Annotated in this window: 15 protein-coding genes; 1 reads left to right on the forward strand and 14 read right to left on the reverse strand. The window is 72.9% G+C overall.

Annotated elements, in window-relative coordinates; translation table 11 throughout:
- Nucleotides 1–45: 45 nt before the first annotated feature.
- The 13 genes from metK to pyrR all read right to left on the reverse strand — a co-directional run bounded on the left by metK (nt 46) and on the right by pyrR (nt 14,650).
- Nucleotides 46–1,239 (reverse strand): methionine adenosyltransferase, encoded by a 1,194-nt coding sequence (metK, locus tag ACQEU6_RS14830; protein ID WP_499332382.1) that lies wholly within the window; start codon nt 1,237–1,239, stop codon nt 46–48.
- A 125-nt stretch (nt 1,240–1,364) separates the two neighbouring features.
- The gene (coaBC, locus tag ACQEU6_RS14835; RefSeq protein WP_499332385.1) at nt 1,365–2,606 is read right to left on the reverse strand and encodes a bifunctional phosphopantothenoylcysteine decarboxylase/phosphopantothenate--cysteine ligase CoaBC; all 1,242 of its coding nucleotides are present in this window, start codon (nt 2,604–2,606) and stop codon (nt 1,365–1,367) included.
- A 71-nt stretch (nt 2,607–2,677) separates the two neighbouring features.
- Nucleotides 2,678–2,932 (reverse strand): DNA-directed RNA polymerase subunit omega, encoded by a 255-nt coding sequence (rpoZ, locus tag ACQEU6_RS14840; RefSeq protein ID WP_121435004.1) that lies wholly within the window; start codon nt 2,930–2,932, stop codon nt 2,678–2,680.
- A gap of 27 nt (nt 2,933–2,959) precedes the next feature.
- Nucleotides 2,960–3,547, reverse strand: coding sequence for a guanylate kinase (gene gmk / locus ACQEU6_RS14845; RefSeq protein WP_499340197.1), 588 nt, complete (start codon nt 3,545–3,547; stop codon nt 2,960–2,962).
- A 94-nt stretch (nt 3,548–3,641) separates the two neighbouring features.
- Nucleotides 3,642–3,968, reverse strand: a complete 327-nt coding sequence (gene mihF, locus ACQEU6_RS14850; RefSeq protein ID WP_067463056.1) for an integration host factor, actinobacterial type — start codon at nt 3,966–3,968, stop codon at nt 3,642–3,644.
- 765 nt (nt 3,969–4,733) lie between these two features.
- Nucleotides 4,734–5,435: an orotidine-5'-phosphate decarboxylase gene (gene pyrF, locus ACQEU6_RS14855; protein ID WP_499332387.1), complete on the reverse strand. Its 702-nt coding sequence runs from the start codon at nt 5,433–5,435 to the stop codon at nt 4,734–4,736.
- Nucleotides 5,432–6,412 (reverse strand): dihydroorotate dehydrogenase, encoded by a 981-nt coding sequence (locus tag ACQEU6_RS14860; protein ID WP_499332389.1) that lies wholly within the window; start codon nt 6,410–6,412, stop codon nt 5,432–5,434. Before ACQEU6_RS14860 ends, pyrF begins: the two co-directional genes overlap by 4 nt.
- Nucleotides 6,409–7,296, reverse strand: coding sequence for an iron-sulfur cluster-binding protein (locus ACQEU6_RS14865; RefSeq protein ID WP_499332391.1), 888 nt, complete (start codon nt 7,294–7,296; stop codon nt 6,409–6,411). Before ACQEU6_RS14865 ends, ACQEU6_RS14860 begins: the two co-directional genes overlap by 4 nt.
- A gap of 74 nt (nt 7,297–7,370) precedes the next feature.
- Nucleotides 7,371–10,754, reverse strand: a complete 3,384-nt coding sequence (carB, locus tag ACQEU6_RS14870; protein ID WP_499332393.1) for a carbamoyl-phosphate synthase large subunit — start codon at nt 10,752–10,754, stop codon at nt 7,371–7,373.
- The gene (gene carA, locus ACQEU6_RS14875) at nt 10,754–11,872 is read right to left on the reverse strand and encodes a glutamine-hydrolyzing carbamoyl-phosphate synthase small subunit (protein WP_499332395.1); all 1,119 of its coding nucleotides are present in this window, start codon (nt 11,870–11,872) and stop codon (nt 10,754–10,756) included. The genes carB and carA overlap by 1 nt, the downstream gene beginning before the upstream one ends.
- On the reverse strand, nt 11,869–13,155 hold the full coding sequence (locus tag ACQEU6_RS14880) for a dihydroorotase (protein WP_499332397.1): 1,287 nt from the start codon (nt 13,153–13,155) through the stop codon (nt 11,869–11,871). Before ACQEU6_RS14880 ends, carA begins: the two co-directional genes overlap by 4 nt.
- A complete protein-coding gene (locus ACQEU6_RS14885; RefSeq protein ID WP_499332399.1) occupies nt 13,152–14,093 on the reverse strand; it encodes an aspartate carbamoyltransferase catalytic subunit in 942 nt (313 codons plus the stop codon). The genes ACQEU6_RS14880 and ACQEU6_RS14885 overlap by 4 nt, the downstream gene beginning before the upstream one ends.
- Entirely contained in the window at nt 14,090–14,650 is a 561-nt protein-coding gene (pyrR, locus tag ACQEU6_RS14890) for a bifunctional pyr operon transcriptional regulator/uracil phosphoribosyltransferase PyrR (RefSeq protein ID WP_141577110.1), read from the reverse strand. The genes ACQEU6_RS14885 and pyrR overlap by 4 nt, the downstream gene beginning before the upstream one ends.
- A gap of 436 nt (nt 14,651–15,086) precedes the next feature.
- Here pyrR and bldD point away from each other — a divergent pair, with 436 nt between their 5' ends.
- Nucleotides 15,087–15,581, forward strand: a complete 495-nt coding sequence (gene bldD / locus ACQEU6_RS14895) for a transcriptional regulator BldD (RefSeq protein ID WP_021597992.1) — start codon at nt 15,087–15,089, stop codon at nt 15,579–15,581.
- A gap of 86 nt (nt 15,582–15,667) precedes the next feature.
- Here the strand turns inward: bldD and ACQEU6_RS14900 are convergent, their stop codons facing one another.
- Nucleotides 15,668–17,089 carry an MFS transporter gene (locus tag ACQEU6_RS14900; RefSeq protein WP_499332402.1) on the reverse strand — a complete coding sequence of 474 codons (1,422 nt, stop codon included), beginning with the start codon at nt 17,087–17,089 and terminating at the stop codon, nt 15,668–15,670.
- Between the last annotated feature and the right edge of the window lie 115 nt (nt 17,090–17,204).

Genomic DNA, 17,204 nt, shown 5'->3' on the forward strand with positions numbered 1-17,204 from the left:
AAGGGCCCCGAGGCATCCCCGGGGCCCTTCTTCGTGGAGGACCGGTTACAGGCCGGCGGCGGAGGCCAGGTCCTTGGCGCGGTCGGTCGACTCCCAGGAGAAGTCGGGCTCCTCGCGGCCGAAGTGGCCGTAGGCCGCCGTCTGCTGGTAGATCGGGCGGAGCAGGTCCAGGTCGCGGACGATCGCGGCCGGGCGCAGGTCGAAGACGTCCCGGATCGCCTGCTCGATCTTCTCGGGGGCGACCTTCTCGGTGCCGAACGTCTCCACGAACACCCCGACCGGGTGGGCCTTGCCGATCGCGTAGGCGACCTGCACCTCGGCGCGGTCGGCGAGCTGCGCGGCGACGATGTTCTTGGCGACCCAGCGCATCGCGTACGCGGCGGAGCGGTCGACCTTGGACGGGTCCTTGCCGGAGAAGGCGCCGCCGCCGTGCCGGGCCATGCCGCCGTAGGTGTCCACGATGATCTTGCGGCCGGTGAGGCCGGCGTCGCCCATCGGGCCGCCGATCTCGAAGCGGCCGGTGGGGTTCACCAGCAGCCGGTAGTTCTCGGTGTCGAGCTCGAACTCGGCGAGCACCGGGTCGACCACGTGCTCCTTGACGTCCGGGGCGAGCAGCTCCTTCAGGTCGATGTCGGGAGCGTGCTGGCTGGACACCACGACGGTGTCGAGGCGGACGCCGCGGTCGCCGTCGTACTCGATGGTGACCTGGGTCTTGCCGTCGGGGCGCAGGTACGGCACGTCGCCGCTCTTGCGGACCGCCGACAGCCGCCGGGCGAGCCGGTGCGCCAGCGTGATCGGCAGCGGCATCAGCTCGGGCGTCTCGTTGGTGGCGTAGCCGAACATCAGGCCCTGGTCGCCGGCGCCCTGCCGGTCCAGGTCGTCGACGCCCTCGCCCTCGCGGGTCTCGTAGGCGTCGTCCACGCCCTGCGCGATGTCGGGCGACTGCGCGCCGATGGACACCGACACGCCGCAGGAGTGGCCGTCGAAGCCCTTCTTGGACGAGTCGTAGCCGATCTCCAGGATCTTCTCCCGGATCACGCCCGGGATGTCCACATAGGTCTCGGTGGTGACCTCACCGGCCACATGCACCTGACCCGTCGTGATCATCGTCTCGACGGCGACCCGGCTCTTCGGGTCGTCCTTGAGCATCGAGTCGAGGATCGCGTCGCTGATCTGGTCCGCGATCTTGTCCGGGTGACCCTCGGTCACCGACTCGGAGGTGAACAGGCGGCGAGACACGTACGTGAACTCCTTGCAGCGGCTGCTGACTGACGTCGCAGAACGGATTCTTTGTCGAGTTCGGCGAGGGACGCCGCCCCCCGCCATGGGTTCCCCACGATGTTAGGGCCAGAAGTGTAGCGGGATCAGAGGCCGTCACCTCGACGTCCGTCGGACGGCGTGCGCTCCAGCCTCGCGGCGACGAGGTCCCAGACGACCTCGGCGAGCGCCTCCTTGGCGCCGCGCGGCACCTCGGTCCGCGACCCGTCGGCGCCGAGGATGACCGCGGCGTTGTCGGGGCGGCCGAAGGTCAGGTTCTCGCCCACCTCGTTGACGACGAGGAGGTCGCTGCCCTTGCGGGCGAGCTTGGCCCGGCCGTTGGCGAGCACGTCGTCGGTCTCGGCGGCGAACCCCACCACCACCTGGCCGGGCCGCCGGATCCGGCCCAGCTCGGCCAGGATGTCGGGGTTCTTGACGAGCCGGATCGGCTCGGGCTCGGCCCCCTCGGTCTTCTTGATCTTGGAGTCGCGGTAGCCGGCCGGGCGGAAGTCGGCGACGGCGGCGGCCATGACGACCGCGTCGGCCGATCCGGCGGCCTCCACGACGGCCTTGCGCATCTCCTCGGCCGAGCCGACGGCGACGGTCTCGGCGCCCGCCGGGTCGGGCAGGGCGACGTTCGCCGAGACGAGCGTCACCCGGGCGCCGCGGGCGGCGGCCGTCCGGGCGAGGGCGTAGCCCTGAAGGCCGGACGAGCGGTTGCCGATGAAGCGGACGGGGTCGATGGCCTCCCGGGTGCCCCCGGCGGAGACCACCACGTGCCGTCCGGCGAGGTCGCGCCCGCCGGCGCCGCGGGCCAGGACGTGCCGGGCGACCTCGAACAGCTCGGCGGGGTCGGGCAGCCGGCCGGGCCCGGTGTCCCTGCCGGTGAGGCGACCGGACGCGGGCTCGACGACGACGGCGCCGCGCTCCCGAAGGGTCGCCACGTTGGCCCGCGTGGCCGGGTGCTGCCACATCTCGGTGTGCATCGCGGGCGCGAACACGACGGGGCAGCGCGCGGTGAGCAGGGTGTTGGTCAGCAGGTCGTCGGCGAGGCCGTGAGCCGCCTTGGCGAGCAGGTCGGCGGTGGCCGGGGCGACGAACACCAGGTCGGCCTGCTGGCCGAGCCGGACGTGCGGGACCTCGGCGACGCCGTCCCAGACCCGCGGGGACACCGGCTTGCCGGACAGGGCGGCCCAGGTGGGCTCTCCGACGAAGCGGAGCGCGTCGGAGGTCGGCACGACGGTGACGTCGTGACCCGACTCGGTGAGCCGCCGGAGCAGCTCGCACGCCTTGTACGCGGCGATCCCGGCGCTCACTCCGAGCACGACGCGCGGCTTGGGGGAGGTCATGTGGCCCACGATCCCATCACGCGCCGCCCGCTCTCCTCCCGGGGTTTGGTCTCGGCCCGCCCTCGACGGGCTCAGCCCTCGATGGGCTCGGCGTTCAGGAGGCCCTCGCGCGTCTCGCGGAGCGCGATCGACAGCGGCTTCTCCTGGACCTGCGTCTCGACGAGCGGGCCGACGTACTCCAGCAGGCCCTCGCCCAGCTGGGCGTAGTAGGCGTTGATCTGCCGGGCGCGCTTGGCCGCGATGCTCACGAGGCCGTACTTGGTGTCGACGACCTCAAGGAGCTCGTCGATCGAGGGGTTGGTGATGCCCTCGCTGCTGACTGCCACTCGGTGGCCTTCCGTAGGTTGAACAGGCTACTGGTCAGCCATCAAGGCTAGCAGCTCGTCGCACACGTCCTGCACGGACGTGTTGACGAGAGTGACGTCGAACTCCTTCTCGGCGGCGAGTTCGACGCGGGCCGCGTCGAGGCGGCGCTCGATGACCTCGGGGGGCTCGGTGCCGCGCCCGGTGAGGCGGCGGACGAGCTCCTCCCAGCTGGGCGGAGCGAGGAACACCAGGCGCGCCTCGGACATGGACCGGCGGACCTGCCGGGCGCCCTGGAGGTCGATCTCCAGGAGCACGGGCTCGCCGCGGGCGAGGCGTTCCTCGACGGGCCGGCGGGGGGTGCCGTAGCGGTTCCCCGCGAACTCGGCCCATTCGAGGAGCTGCCCCTCGGCGACGAGCCGGTCGAAACCGGCGTCGTCGACGAAGAAGTACTGCACGCCGTCGGTCTCACCCGGGCGGGGAGCCCGGGTGGTCACCGAGACCGACAGCCACACCCGGGGGTGTGAGCGCCGGATCTCGGCGACGACCGTGCTCTTGCCGACGCCCGACGGCCCGGACAGGACCGTCAGCCGCCGCGCGAGCGGGCCATGCGGCGTGGAGCCCTCCGGCGCAGCGATGGGTGCGCCGGAGCCGGGCGAGATGGTGCCGTTCCCGGGTCGCCCCGAGCCGGCCGCGGCGGTCTGACCGCCGCGCCCGCCCGTGAGTCGCGCGTCAGCGGTTCGCACTTCCGCCGAACTCACGCTCCAGGGATGCGCGCTGGTTGGCGCCGAGGCCCCGCACACGGCGGGACTCGGCGATGCCCAGGCGCTCCATGATCTGCTTCGCACGGACCTTGCCCACACCGGGCAGCGATTCCAGGAGGGCCGACACCTTCATCTTTCCGATGACGTCGTCGGCCTGACCCTCTTTGAGAACCTCGGCGAGCGAGGTTCCCCCGTGCTTCAGCTTGTTCTTAACCTCGGCCCGCTCCTTGCGCGCCTTGGCAGCCTTCTCCAGGGCTGCGGCGCGCTGTTCGGGGGTTAGGGGCGGAAGAGCCACGCCGGGTCACCTCAGGTTTCCACTCGACGGAGTCGGACGGGTTGGGAAACTAGCGAGTTCACCACCCATAAGGCAACGTGAAGTGCCGTTTAGCCCGCCACAAATTCACGAAAATCACTCCTCGGAGTGTCCTGAATACAGAGTGTACCCAACTCGGCCCCCTCCGCGCCGCATCCCCTTGCCTTGCTGGGGCTTTCGCATGATCGTGAAAATCCGCCCGTTCTGACCACATAAGCGGCACCCGGCACCGCCTCACCGCTGCACTTCGCGCCCCTGGGCGACCCGGCCGCCACGGTCCCGCCACCGCCTCCCGGGGCCCCGCCGGCCCGCCGCGGCGGGGCCTCCCACAAATGATCCCGACCGAGTGACACTCGTCACCCCACGCCGTTCCGCACGTCGTCCCGGCACCGTTACTGTCATCCTCGACAACACACCCGCCAAGATCGTTCGCTCGGCCCGGAGGACGTTCGCACCGCACCTGCTCCCCCCAGCCCGCCGCCAGGGCACCCCATGGACGCGGAGACACCGCCGTCACACCGGAGACTCCCCCGGTCCGAAATCGCCCCCTCCGCGTGAACGAGTTCGCCGTTCGGCGCGTATCGCATTGAGGCGACTGCGTCCCCGCATTCGCATGCGACTAAAACCACAATCGTGATCGCGCGTGCAACAAAACTCACACCCCACAAAGCGGTTCTGCGCGCCCGCGCGCCAATGGCGCGCCGAGCATGTCCCCGCGCGGTCGGCCGCGCGCCTCCCGGCCCGCGCTCAGGCCGTGCCGGCGGACGTGCGGCGCAGCGCGGCGGCGATCGCGGCCGCGGCGGCGCCGGGGTCGGGCGCGGCGGTGATGGGACGGCCGATCACCAGCAGGTCGGCGCCGGCGGCGAGGGCGTTCTCGGGGGTGGCGACGCGGGCCTGGTCCTGGTTGCCGGATCCCGCCGGGCGGACGCCGGGGGTGATGAGCGTGATGTCCGGGCCGACCTCGGCGCGGACGGCGGCGGCCTCCTGCGGGGAGCACACGAGGGCCTGAGCGCCCGCCTCGACGGCGAGGGAGGCGAGCCGGCGGACGGCGTCCGGGGCGGGCCCGGCGAGGCCGAGGGCGGCGAGATCGGCGTCCCCGAGGGACGTCAGGACCGTCACCGCGGCGATCTTGGTGGCGGGGACGGCCTGCACCGCCTCGCGGATCATCGCCGGCCCCCCGGCCGCGTGCACGGTCAGGTAGGCCGGCTTGAGGCGCGCCACGGCGCGGGCCGCGCCGCGGACGGTGGCGGGGATGTCGTGCAGCTTGAGGTCGAGGAACACCTGGACGCGGCTGGCGCCCCGCACGCTGGCGACGACGTCCGGCCCGTACCGCAGGTAGAGCTCCAGGCCCACCTTGACGGTGGAGACGTGCGGGGTGACCAGGGTGGCCCAGCGCGCGGCCGTCTCCAGGTCGGGTGCGTCCAGCGCGACGGCGATGGGGGCGGTCACAGTTTCTCCTTCTCGGGCTCTTGCGGGCGCACCTGCGGCGGGACGTACCCGGCGGGCTTGTGCGCGAGGCCGACGGCGTCGGCGAGGCGGGCGATGCGGCGGGCCGCGAGCGCCTCCTCCAGTTCGCGCAGGACGCGCGGGCCGGCGGCGGGGTCGTGGAAAAGGGCGGTGCCGACGGCGACGGCGCAGGCCCCGGCGAGGATGAACTCCAGGGCGTCCAGGCCGGTGGCGATGCCGCCGACGCCGATGATGGGGGTGGTGGGCAGCGCGGCGTGCACCTGGTAGACGCAGCGGACCGCCACGGGCCGCACGGCGGGCCCGGACAGGCCGCCGGACACGCCCGTGAGGGCCGGACGCAGCGTCTGCGGGTCGATCGCCATGCCCTCCATGGTGTTGATCAGAGTGAGGCCGTCGGCGCCCGCGTCGACGCAGGCGAGCGCGATGGTGACGATGTCGGTCACGTCGGGGGCGAGCTTGGCGAAGACCGGGACGCCGGGCCGGGCGTGCGCGCGCACGGCCCGCACGACGGACGCGGCGGCGGCCGGATGCCAGCCGAACATGCGGCCGCGGTCCTCGACGTTGGGGCAGGCGACGTTGACCTCGATCGCGGCGACTCCCGGGACGTGGCGGAGGCGGCGCGCGAGGTCGCCGTACTCCTCGACGCTGCCGCCCGCGATGGACACGATCGTGCGGACCTCCTGCTCGATGAGCCAGGGCAGGTCGCGCTCCAGGAAGGTCTCCACGCCGGGGCCGGGCAGGCCCATGGCGGTCAGGAGGCCGCTCGGGGTCTCGGTCACCCGCGGCGTGGGGCGTCCCGCGCGCGCCTGCGCCATCACCGACGTCGTGACGAACGCGCCGAGGCGGGCGAGGTCGAAGAACTGGGCGAGCTCGCGCCCCGTCCCGCCGCACCCGGAGGCCGTCAGGACGGGGTTGGGCAGCTCCAGCGGCCCGAGCGAGGTCGTGACCCGGTCGCTCACTGCGAGCCCCCTTCGGAGACGCTCAGGACGCGCGGCGCGCCGAGCGCGTCGAACGGGATGGTGCCGAGGTCGCCCCAGCGGACGCGGTCGCCGCGCAGGACGGGGCCGTCCGCGCAGGCGCGGACCATGCGGGTCACTCCGTCCTCGCCGTGGACGGGGAGCATGCACGTCATGCACACGCCGATGCCGCACGCGCCCGTCTGCTGGAGGAACTCCTCGACCGACACCTGCGAGGGCAGGCCGAAGTCGCCGGCGATCTGGGTGAGCGAGCGGAGCAGGGCCGTCGGGCCGCAGCCGTAGACGACGTCCGCGCCCGTCTCCTCGATGACGCGCGGCAGCACGTCGCGGACGGCGCCCTTCTCCCCCATCGACCCGTCCTCGGTGACGACGGCCGAACTGTCGCCGATGCGCTGCGCCATCCGGGACCCGAACACCTGCCGGGCGGAGGCGCCGGCGAGCACGAAGTGCACCTGGCAGCCGCGCCGCAGCAGCGTGTCGGCCAGCGCGAACACGGCCGCGCCGCCGGGCCCGCCCCCGACGAGCAGGCAGGTGACGGGGTCGCGGGGAAGCCGGAACGGGCGGCCGAGCGGCCCGACGAGGTCGATCTGGTCGCGGGAGCGGCGGCCGGCGAGCCAGGCGGCGCCGGGCTCGGTGTCGGCGAACACCAGTTCGACGGTGCCGCCGTAGTCGGACTTGACCTCGTGCACCCCGAAGCATCGGCGCACCAGGCGGGACGTGTGCTCGCCTCCCACGGCCAGCGCGACGAACTGGCCGGGCCTGAACCGTTCGGCGATGGCCGGGGCCACCAGCGTCATCGCGCGGTACTCCTGCACCTGGCGGACCGTCAGAACCGTCGCCGAGGTCTGCACCGGCGTGTCGGACACCCGTCTCCCTCTCCTCATCGCGTGCGCCGGGCGGGCCGGGCGGGCGTCCTCCCCGCCCGGCCCGCCCGGTCCTGTCAGCCGGGCGGCACGGCGCCGTCCCCGTCCGGGGCCGCCGCGCCGTCCTCGCCGGGAGCGCCGCGGCCGTGCGCGCCGCTGAGCCGCTCGGCGTGCTCCTGGAGGGAGCGGACGCCGACCTGGCCGCCGGCGACGGCCTCGATGCCCTGCACGGCCGCCGCGAGCCCCTGGACGGTCGTCACGCACGGTACGCCCCGCAGCACGGCCGCGGTACGGATCTCGTAGCCGTCGAGCCGCGGCCCGGACTGGCCGGGGCTGCCGAAGGGAGTGTTGACGATGAGGTCGACCTCGCCGTCCAGGACGCGCCGCACGATCGTGGGCTCGCCGGACGGGCCCGGACCCTCGCTGTGCTTGCGCACGATCTTGGCACGCACGCCGTTGCGGCGCAGGACCTCCGCGGTCCCTTCCGTGGCAAGAATCTCAAAGCCCAGGTCAGCCAGGCGCTTCACGGGGAACACCATGTGCCGTTTGTCGCGGTTCGCCACGGAGACGAACGCGCGCCCCTTGGTCGGCAGCGACCCGTAGGCGGCCTGCTGCGACTTGGCGAACGCGGTGCCGAAGACCTCGTCGATGCCCATGACCTCGCCGGTGGAGCGCATCTCGGGGCCGAGGACGATGTCGACGCCCTGCCCGCGCTCGTTGCGGAACCGGTCGAACGGGAGCACGGCCTCCTTCACCGCGATCGGCGCGTCCAGCGGCAGCGTCCCGCCGTCGCCGGCCTCGGGCAGCAGGCCCTCGGCGCGCAGCTCGGCGATGGTCGCGCCCATCATCACGCGCGCCGCCGCCTTGGCGAGCGGCACCGCGGTCGCCTTGGAGACGAACGGCACCGTGCGGGAGGCCCGCGGGTTCGCCTCCAGCACGTACAGGACACCCGCGGAGAGCGCGTACTGGACGTTCATCAGCCCGCGCACGCCGACGCCGCGCGCGAGCGCCTCCGTCGACTCGCGGATGCGGCGGATGTCGTCGTGCCCCAGCGTGATGGGCGGCAGGGCGCACGCCGAGTCGCCGGAGTGGATGCCGGCCTCCTCGATGTGCTCCATCACACCGCCGAGGTAGAGCTCCTCGCCGTCGAACAGGGCGTCCACGTCGATCTCGATGGCCTCGTCCAGGAAGCGGTCGACCAGGACGGGGTGCTCGGGGCTCGCCTCGGTGGCGCGGGCCATGTACGACTCCAGCGTGGTGTCGTCGTACACGATCTCCATGCCGCGCCCGCCCAGCACGTAGGACGGGCGGACGAGGACCGGGTAGCCGATCTCGGCGGCGATCTCCCGGGCCTCCTCGTAGGACGCGGCCGTGCCGTGCTTGGGCGCGAGCAGCCCCGCCCTGTGCAGGACGCGCCCGAACGCGCCGCGCTCCTCGGCGAGGTGGATGCTCTCCGGCGAGGTGCCCACGATCGGCACGCCGGCGTCCTTGAGCTTCTGGGCGAGCCCGAGGGGCGTCTGGCCGCCGAGCTGGACGATGACGCCCGCGACCTCGCCGGACTGCTGCTCCGCGTAGACCGCCTCCAGGACGTCCTCCAGCGTGAGCGGCTCGAAGTAGAGCCGGTCGGAGGTGTCGTAGTCGGTGGAGACCGTCTCGGGGTTGCAGTTGACCATCACGGTCTCGTAGCCCGCCTCGGCCAGCGTGAACGACGCGTGGACGCAGGAGTAGTCGAACTCGACGCCCTGGCCGATGCGGTTGGGGCCGCTGCCCAGGATGATGACCTTCGGCTTCGCGCCCGGCGGTACCTCGGTCTCCTCGTCGTAGGCGGAGTAGAGGTAGGGGGTCTGCGCGGCGAACTCGGCGGCGCAGGTGTCCACGGTCAGGTAGACCGGGCGGATGCCGAGGGCGTGGCGCAGCTCGCGCACGACCTCCTCGGACAGGTTGCGCAGCTCGCCGATCTGCGCGTCGGAGAACCCGTGCCGCTTGGCGCGCAGCAGCTTGTCCTTGGTGAGCGCGTCGTCGGCGGTGCGGATCTCCTCCGCGACCTCGTTGATGGCGGCGATCTGGTCCAGGAACCAGGGATCGATGCCGGTCGCCTCGTACAGCTCCTCGATGGCGGCCCCGGCCCAGAGCGCGCGCTGGACGTCCTTGAGCCGCCCGTCGTGGGGGCGCCGGGCCGACTCGACGAGTTCGGCGGCGTCGGCCTCGCCCGCCCAGCTGAACGAGGTGCCCTTCTGTTCGAGGGACCTCAGGGCCTTCTGCAGCGCCTCGGTGAAGCACCGCCCGATGGCCATGGCCTCGCCCACCGACTTCATGTGCGTGGTGAGCGTGCCGTCGGCGCCGGGGAACTTCTCGAACGCGAACCGGGGCACCTTCACCACGACGTAGTCGAGCGTCGGCTCGAACGAGGCGGGCGTCTCCCGGGTGATGTCGTTGGGGATCTCGTCCAGCGTGTACCCGACGGCCAGCTTCGCCGCGATCTTGGCGATGGGGAAGCCGGTGGCCTTGGAGGCCAGGGCCGAGGACCGCGAGACCCGCGGGTTCATCTCGATGACGATCATCCGGCCGGTGCCGGGGTGCACGGCGAACTGGATGTTGCAGCCGCCGGTGTCGACGCCGACCTCGCGGATCACCGCGATCGCGACGTCCCGCATGTTCTGGTACTCGCGGTCGGTCAGCGTCAGCGCGGGCGCGACCGTGATCGAGTCGCCGGTGTGCACGCCCATCGGGTCGAGGTTCTCGATCGAGCACACGATCACCACGTTGTCGTGGCGGTCGCGCATGACCTCCAGCTCGTACTCCTTCCAGCCGAGGATCGACTCCTCCAGGAGCACCTCGCCGGTCGGGGACGCGTCCAGCCCGGCCCCGGCGATGCGGCGCAGGTCGTCCTCGTCGTGGGCGAAGCCGGAGCCGCGCCCGCCCATCGTGAAGGACGGCCGGACGACCAGGGGGTAGCCGAGCTCGCCCGCCGCCGCCAGGCACTCCGGCATCGAGCGGCAGATGACCGACCGGGCGGACTCGGCGTTCAGGCCCTGCTCGCGGGCGACCTTGGCGACGACCTCCTTGAACCGCTCCCGGTTCTCGCCGGCCTGGATCGCGTCCACGTCGGCGCCGATCAGCTCGACCCCGTACTTGGCGAGGACGCCGCCCTCGTAGAGCGCGATGGCGGTGTTGAGGGCCGTCTGGCCGCCGAGGGTGGGCAGCAGCGCGTCCGGCCGCTCCTTGGCGATGATCTTCTCGACGACCTCCGGGGTGATCGGCTCGACGTAGGTCGCGTCGGCGAACTCGGGGTCGGTCATGATCGTGGCCGGGTTGCTGTTCACCAGCGTGACCCGCAGCCCCTCGGCCCTGAGCACCCGGCACGCCTGGGTGCCGGAGTAGTCGAACTCGCACGCCTGCCCGATGACGATCGGCCCGGAGCCGATGACCAGGACGGAGTTCAGGTCTTCGCGGCGCGGCATTACTTCGACGCCTCCATCAGGTCGCAGAAACGGTCGAAGAGCCCGGAGGCGTCGTGCGGGCCGGCCGCGGCCTCCGGGTGGTACTGGACGCTGAACGCCGGCCGCTCCAGCAGCCTCAGCCCTTCGACGCACCCGTCGTTCAGGTTGACGTGGCTGACCTCGCCGGGCCCGTAGGGGGTGTCGAACGGGCCGTCGGCGGGCGCGTCCACGGCGAACCCGTGGTTGTGCGCCGACACGTCGACCCTGCCGGTCGTCCGGTCCTGGACGGGCTGGTTGATGCCCCGGTGGCCGAACCTCAGCTTGTAGGTGCCGAGGCCGAGCGCGCGGCCGAAGATCTGGTTGCCGAAGCAGATCCCGAAGAACGGCGTCCCGGTGCCGAGGACGCCCTTCAGCGCGTCCACGGCGTAGCCCGCGGCGGCCGGGTCGCCGGGGCCGTTGGAGAAGAACACGCCGTCGGGGGCGAGGGCGAGGATGTCCTCGGCCGTGCTGGTCGCGGGCAGGACGTGCACCTCGCAGCCCCGCTCGGACATGCGGTACGGCGTCATCGACTTGATGCCGAGGTCGACGGCCGCGACCGTGAAGCGCTTCTCGCCCCGCGCCGGGACGATGTAGGGATCCCGGGTGGTGACGTCGCGCGCCAGGTCGGCGCCCTCCATGGAGGGGCTCTGCCGGACGCGCTCGACGAGGGCCTCCTCCGCGGCCAGGGCGGCGTCGGCGCCGCTGAAGATGCCGGCGCGCATCGCGCCGCGGTCGCGCAGGTGCCGCGTCAGGGCCCGCGTGCCGGGCATGGCGATCCCCACCACGCCCGCCTCGCGCAGCGCGGAGCCGAGCGATCCCGTGGCGCGCCAGTTGGACGCCACGCGGGCGGGCTCGCGCACCACGTAGCCGGCCACCTGGATGCGGCGCGACTCGGGGTCCTCGGCGTTGACGCCGGTGTTGCCGATGTGGGGGGACGTCATCGCCACGATCTGGCGGGCGTACGAGGGGTCGGTCAGGGTCTCCTGGTAGCCGGTCATGCCGGTGTTGAAGACCATCTCGCCGAAGGTCTCGCCCTCGGCGCCGTACCCGACTCCGCGGAACACCCTGCCGTCTTCCAGAACGAGCAGAGCAGGGTTCATTGGAGCTTCCCTTCGAGGACGGTCGGCTTGCCGCGCAGGAACGTCGCGACGACCCGGCCGGGCAGCTCCAGCCCCGCGAACGGGGTGTTGCGGCTCTTGGAGGTCATCGCGGACGGGTCCACGGCGCGGCGCGGCGACGGGTCGTACAGCGTGATGTTGGCGGGCGAACCTGCCTCGAGCGGACGACCCTGTCCGGAAAGGCGGCCGATGCGGGCGGGGCGGACCGACATGCGGTCGGCGACCCCGGCCCAGTCGAGCAGGCCGGTCTCGACCATGGCCTCCTGGACGACCGGCAGCGCCGTCTCCAGGCCGATCATGCCCATGGCGGCCACGGCCCACTCGGTCTCCTTGGCCTCGACCGGGTGCGGGGCGTGGTCGGTGGCGACGCAGTCGATCGTCCCGTCGGCGAGGGCGTGCCGCAGCGCGGTGACGTCGTCGGCGGTGCGCAGCGGGGGGTTGACCTTGAAGATCGGGTCGTAGGACCCGGCCCGGGCGTCGTTCAGCAGCAGGTGGTGGGGAGTGACCTCGGCGGTCACCGGGCAGCCCTTGCTCTTGGCCCACCGGATGATCTCCACCGACCCGGCCGTGGAGACGTGGCACACGTGCAGCCGCGACCCGACGTGCTGGGCGAGCAGCACGTCCCGGGCGATGATCGCCTCCTCGGCGACGGCGGGCCAGCCGCGCAGGCCGAGCGCCGCGGACATCTCGCCCTCGTTCATCTGGGCGCCCTCGGTGAGGCGCGGCTCCTGGGCGTGCTGGGCGACGACGCCGTCGAACGCCTTCACGTACTCCAGGGCCCGGCGCATGATGACCGCGTCCGACACGCAGTGCCCGTCGTCGGAGAACACCCGCACCTCGGCGGCGGAGTCGGCCATCGCGCCGAGCTCGGCGAGCTGCTCGCCGGCGATGCCGCGCGTGACCGCCCCGACCGGCTGCACGTCGCAGTGGCCGGCCTCGCGCCCGAGGCGCCACACCTGCTCCACCACGCCGGCCGTGTCGGCGACGGGGTCGGTGTTGGCCATCGCGTGCACGGCCGTGTACCCGCCCATCGCGGCGGCCCGCGTGCCCGACTCGACGGTCTCGGCGTCCTCGCGTCCCGGCTCGCGCAGGTGGGTGTGCAGGTCCACGAGGCCGGGCAGGGCGATCAGCCCGGCTGCGTCGACGACCTCGGCGCCGGCCTCGTCCAGGCCGGTCCCGACCGCGGCGATGACGCCGTCGCGGACGAGGATGTCGGCGGTCTCGCCGCCGAGGATCCGGGCGCCCTTGATGATGACGGTGCTCACTGGGGGACCTCCTGGCCGATGGCGGGCTCGGAGCCTCCGAGCAGCAGGTAGAGGACGGCCATGCGCGCGCTGACGCCGTTGGCGACCTGCTCGACGATCGTGGAGCGGACCGAGTCGGCGACCTCGGCGGCGATCTCGACGCCGCGGTTCATCGGCCCGGGGTGCATGACGATGGCGTGGTCGGGCAGCTCGCCCATGCGCTCGGCGTCCAGCCCGTAGCGGCGGCTGTACTCGCGCACCGTCGGGAAGTAGGCGGCGTTCATGCGCTCCTGCTGGACCCGCAGCATCATGATCACGTCGCTCTTCGGGATGACCGCGTCCAGGTCGTAGGACACCGAGCACGGCCAGGTGCCGATCGCGACCGGCAGCAGCGTCGGCGGCGCGACCACGGTGACGTCGGCGCCGAGCGTGTCCAGCAGCAGGACGTTGGATCGTGCCACGCGGCTGTGCAGCACGTCGCCGACGATCGTGACCTTGCGGCCCTCCAGGTCGCCCAGGCGCTTGCGCATCGTGAACGCGTCCAGGAGCGCCTGCGTGGGGTGCTCGTGGGTGCCGTCGCCGGCGTTGACCACGCTGCCCTGCACCCAGCCCGCCAGCCGGTGCGGCGCCCCGGAGGCGTTGTGCCGGATGACGACGCCGTCCGCGCCCATCGCCTCCAGGGTGAGCGCGGTGTCCTTCAGGCTCTCGCCCTTGGACACGCTGGAGCCCTTGGCGGAGAAGTTGATCACATCGGCGGACAGCCGCTTGGCCGCGGCCTCGAACGAGATGCGGGTGCGGGTGGAGTCCTCGAAGAACAGGTTGACGACCGTCCGGCCGCGCAGCGTCGGCAGCTTCTTGATCGAGCGGCCCGCGATCTGCGCGAGCTCCTCGGCCGTGTCGAGGACGAGCAGCGCGTCGTCGCGGCTGAGGTCGGCGGCGGAGATCAGATGGCGGTTCATTCGGCACCCCCCGTCGGGCCGAGCAGCACCGCGTCGCGCCCGTCGTTCTCGTCCAGCAGGACCTTCACGGTCTCGCGCATCGAGGTGGGCAGGTTCTTGCCCACGTAGTCGGCGCGGATCGGCAGCTGCCGGTGCCCGCGGTCCACCAGGACCGCCAGCTGGACGGCGCGGGGCCGGCCGAGGTCGTTCAGCGAGTCCAGCGCGGCGCGCACCGTCCGGCCGGAGAACAGCACGTCGTCGACGAGCACGACGACCCGGTCGTCGATCCCCTCGGCGGGCAGCTCCGTGCGGCCGAGCGCGCGGGCGGGCCGCATCCGCAGGTCGTCCCGGTACATGGTCACGTCGAGCGAGCCCCAGGGCACCGGGCGGCCCTCGACCTCGCGCAGCGCCCCGGCCAGCCGCTCGGCCAGCGTCACGCCGCGGGTCTGGATGCCGAGCAGCAGGACGTCGTGGCCGCCCTTGGTCCGCTCGAGGATCTCGTGTGCGATGCGGGTCAGCGCGCGCCGGATGTCGGGACCCTCCAGAACGGCCTTGGGCCGGGGGTCACCGTCCGCCACGCGATGCTCCTGCCTGGAGGCAGCATTCACCGCCGAAACCTCCTTCCCCGCCTCACGGGACGGGCCTTAAAGGACGTCATGTCCCCCACACGTTAGCAGCCGCCCCCGCCTGCCCCGCACCCCGGGCCGGTCCACGTCTTCGCAGGTGAGAGGGGTCACATTCGGACGCGGCCCGGAGGGGCGCGCGACCGCGCCGGCGGGCCGCCGCACCCGCCGCCCGCACGGGGCGGACGCGATCCGGACGGCCCGGATCGAGTCCTGCGGATTCGACCGCTTTTTTCCAATCAGCTTGACCTGGGGCCGTACCCGTTTTACCGTCACTGTCCGTAACCATCCCTGGAGACAGAGTCCTGAGGCCCCCTGGCTTCGCGAATCTGTCTCCCCCCGGTGACAACCGGGGTCCGACGACGACGAAAGTGAGCCTGGGGGCCGCATCATGCCGTCTGAATACGCAAAGGCTCTCGGCGCGCGCCTGCGCGCCATCCGCACCCAGCAGGGCCTGTCCCTGCACGGCGTGGAGGAGAAGTCCCGCGGCCGCTGGAAGGCCGTCGTCGTGGGTTCGTACGAGCGGGGCGACCGCGCCGTCACCGTTCAGAAGCTGGCCGAGCTCGCCGATTTCTATGGCGTGCCGGTTTCCGAGTTGCTGCCCGGCGGAGCCGCGCCGAGCCCGCTCGGGCCTACACCCAAGCTCGTGATCGATCTAGAGCGGTTGCAGCAGCTTCCGAAAGACAAGGCCGGTCCTCTCGCCCGCTACGCCGCGACGATCCAGAGCCAGCGGGGCGACTACAACGGAAAGGTCCTGTCCATCCGTCAGGAGGACCTGCGTTCACTCGCGGTCATCTATGACAAGTCCCCGACCGAGCTGACCGAAGAGCTGATCGGCTGGGGCGTCCTCGACCCGGAGGCGCGCCGCGCCGTCGAGTCGTTCTGATTCACCGCACGACCTGATCCACCGCACGACCTGATTCACCGCACGACCAGATTCACCGCACGACCAGATTCACCGCACGACCAGATTCACCGCACGACCGCGACGGGGTCCGGCACCGCGCCGGGCCCCGTTCCGCGTGCGCGCCGCCGCCCCGGGCGCGGGACGAGCAGGGCCAGCGGCAGGACGGCCGCCATGACGGCGGCGCTCACCCCGAACCCGGCGGAGAACCCGCCGTCGCCGGGGACCGCGACGACGACGACCGCGCTGACCTGGGTCCCGAGCGACGCGCCGACCGTGCGGAGCAGCGTGTTGATGCCGGTGGCCACCCCGGTCTCCCCGGGCGGGACGGCGGCGACCACCAGGGTCGCCACGGCGGCGTAGGCGAAGCCCAGGCCGACGCCGCGCGCCAGGCCGCCGACGTAGAGGTGCCACATGGCGCCGTGCTCGACCGCCACGAACGCGTAGCCGAGGCCGGTCGTCACCGCGCCGCCGAGCAGCACCGTGCGGGAGCCGACGCGCCGGTCGAGCAGGCCCGCCGTCATGCCCGCGACGGTCATGCCGACGCTGGCGGGGAGCTGGAGCAGCGCCGCCTGCGTGGCCGTCCCGCCGAATCCGTACCCGGTGCCTTTCGGGAGCTGGACGAGCAGGGGGAACAGCAGCCCGCCCGCCATCAGCGCGTAGCCGGACAGGAGCGAGGCGGCGTTCGCCGTCCACACCCCTCGCACCCGCATGAGGCGCAGGTCGACCAGGGGCTCGGAGACGCGGCCCTCCACCCACAGCCACGCGCCGGCCGCCGCGAGCGCGAACGCCAGCAGCCCGAGGACGCCGGGGGACGTCCAGCCCCACTCCATCCCCTCGGTGAGGGCGGTGAGCGCGGCCACCAGCCAGGCGGCGAAGAGGGCGGCGCCCCACCAGTCGACCCGCGCCGCGCGGGAGGGCGCGTCGCGGCACCCGGCCGGAACGATCCACCAGGCGAGCAGGACGCCGGGCACCAGGCCGGTCACCGGCACCCACAGCAGCCACCGCCAGCCGAGGAAGTCGATGATCGGACCGGCCAGGCACCACGACACGGCGCCGCCGAGGCCCAGCATGGACGACATGAGACCGACGGCGGGGGCCCGCCGGGCGGGCGGCAGGACGTCGCGGATGATCGTGTACGCCAGCGGGAAGACGCCGCCGCCGACGCCGCCGAGGACGCGCCCGGCGAGCATGACCGGCACCGTCCCGGCCAAAGCCGCGACGACCGTTCCCACGGTGGCGACGGCGAGCACGGCGAGCAGCACCCGGCGCGCCCCGTACAGGTCGCCGAGCCGTCCGACCACCGGCGTGGCGACGGCCGCGGACAGCGTCATCGCCGTGAGCGCCCACGCCGCGCCCGCCGGGGTCGTGTGCAGGCCGTGCTGGATCTGCGGCAGCGCGGGCGTCACCACGGCCATGGACAGCGAGTAGGCCATCACGCCGAGGAAGGCCAGCAGCGGGACCAGCCCGCGCCCGCCCCGCCCCGCCACCGCGCCCTCCCGAAGTTCGCCCCCCTAACAATCTCATACCGGGACGAACCACCCCTCTCCCCCCTGCGGGGGATCCGGTTCGGGCCCCGGAGGGAGGACGGGCCGCGCCCGGGCG

It is taken from the genome of Spirillospora sp. CA-108201 (genome assembly GCF_050936235.1).
Classification (GTDB): domain Bacteria; phylum Actinomycetota; class Actinomycetes; order Streptosporangiales; family Streptosporangiaceae; genus Spirillospora.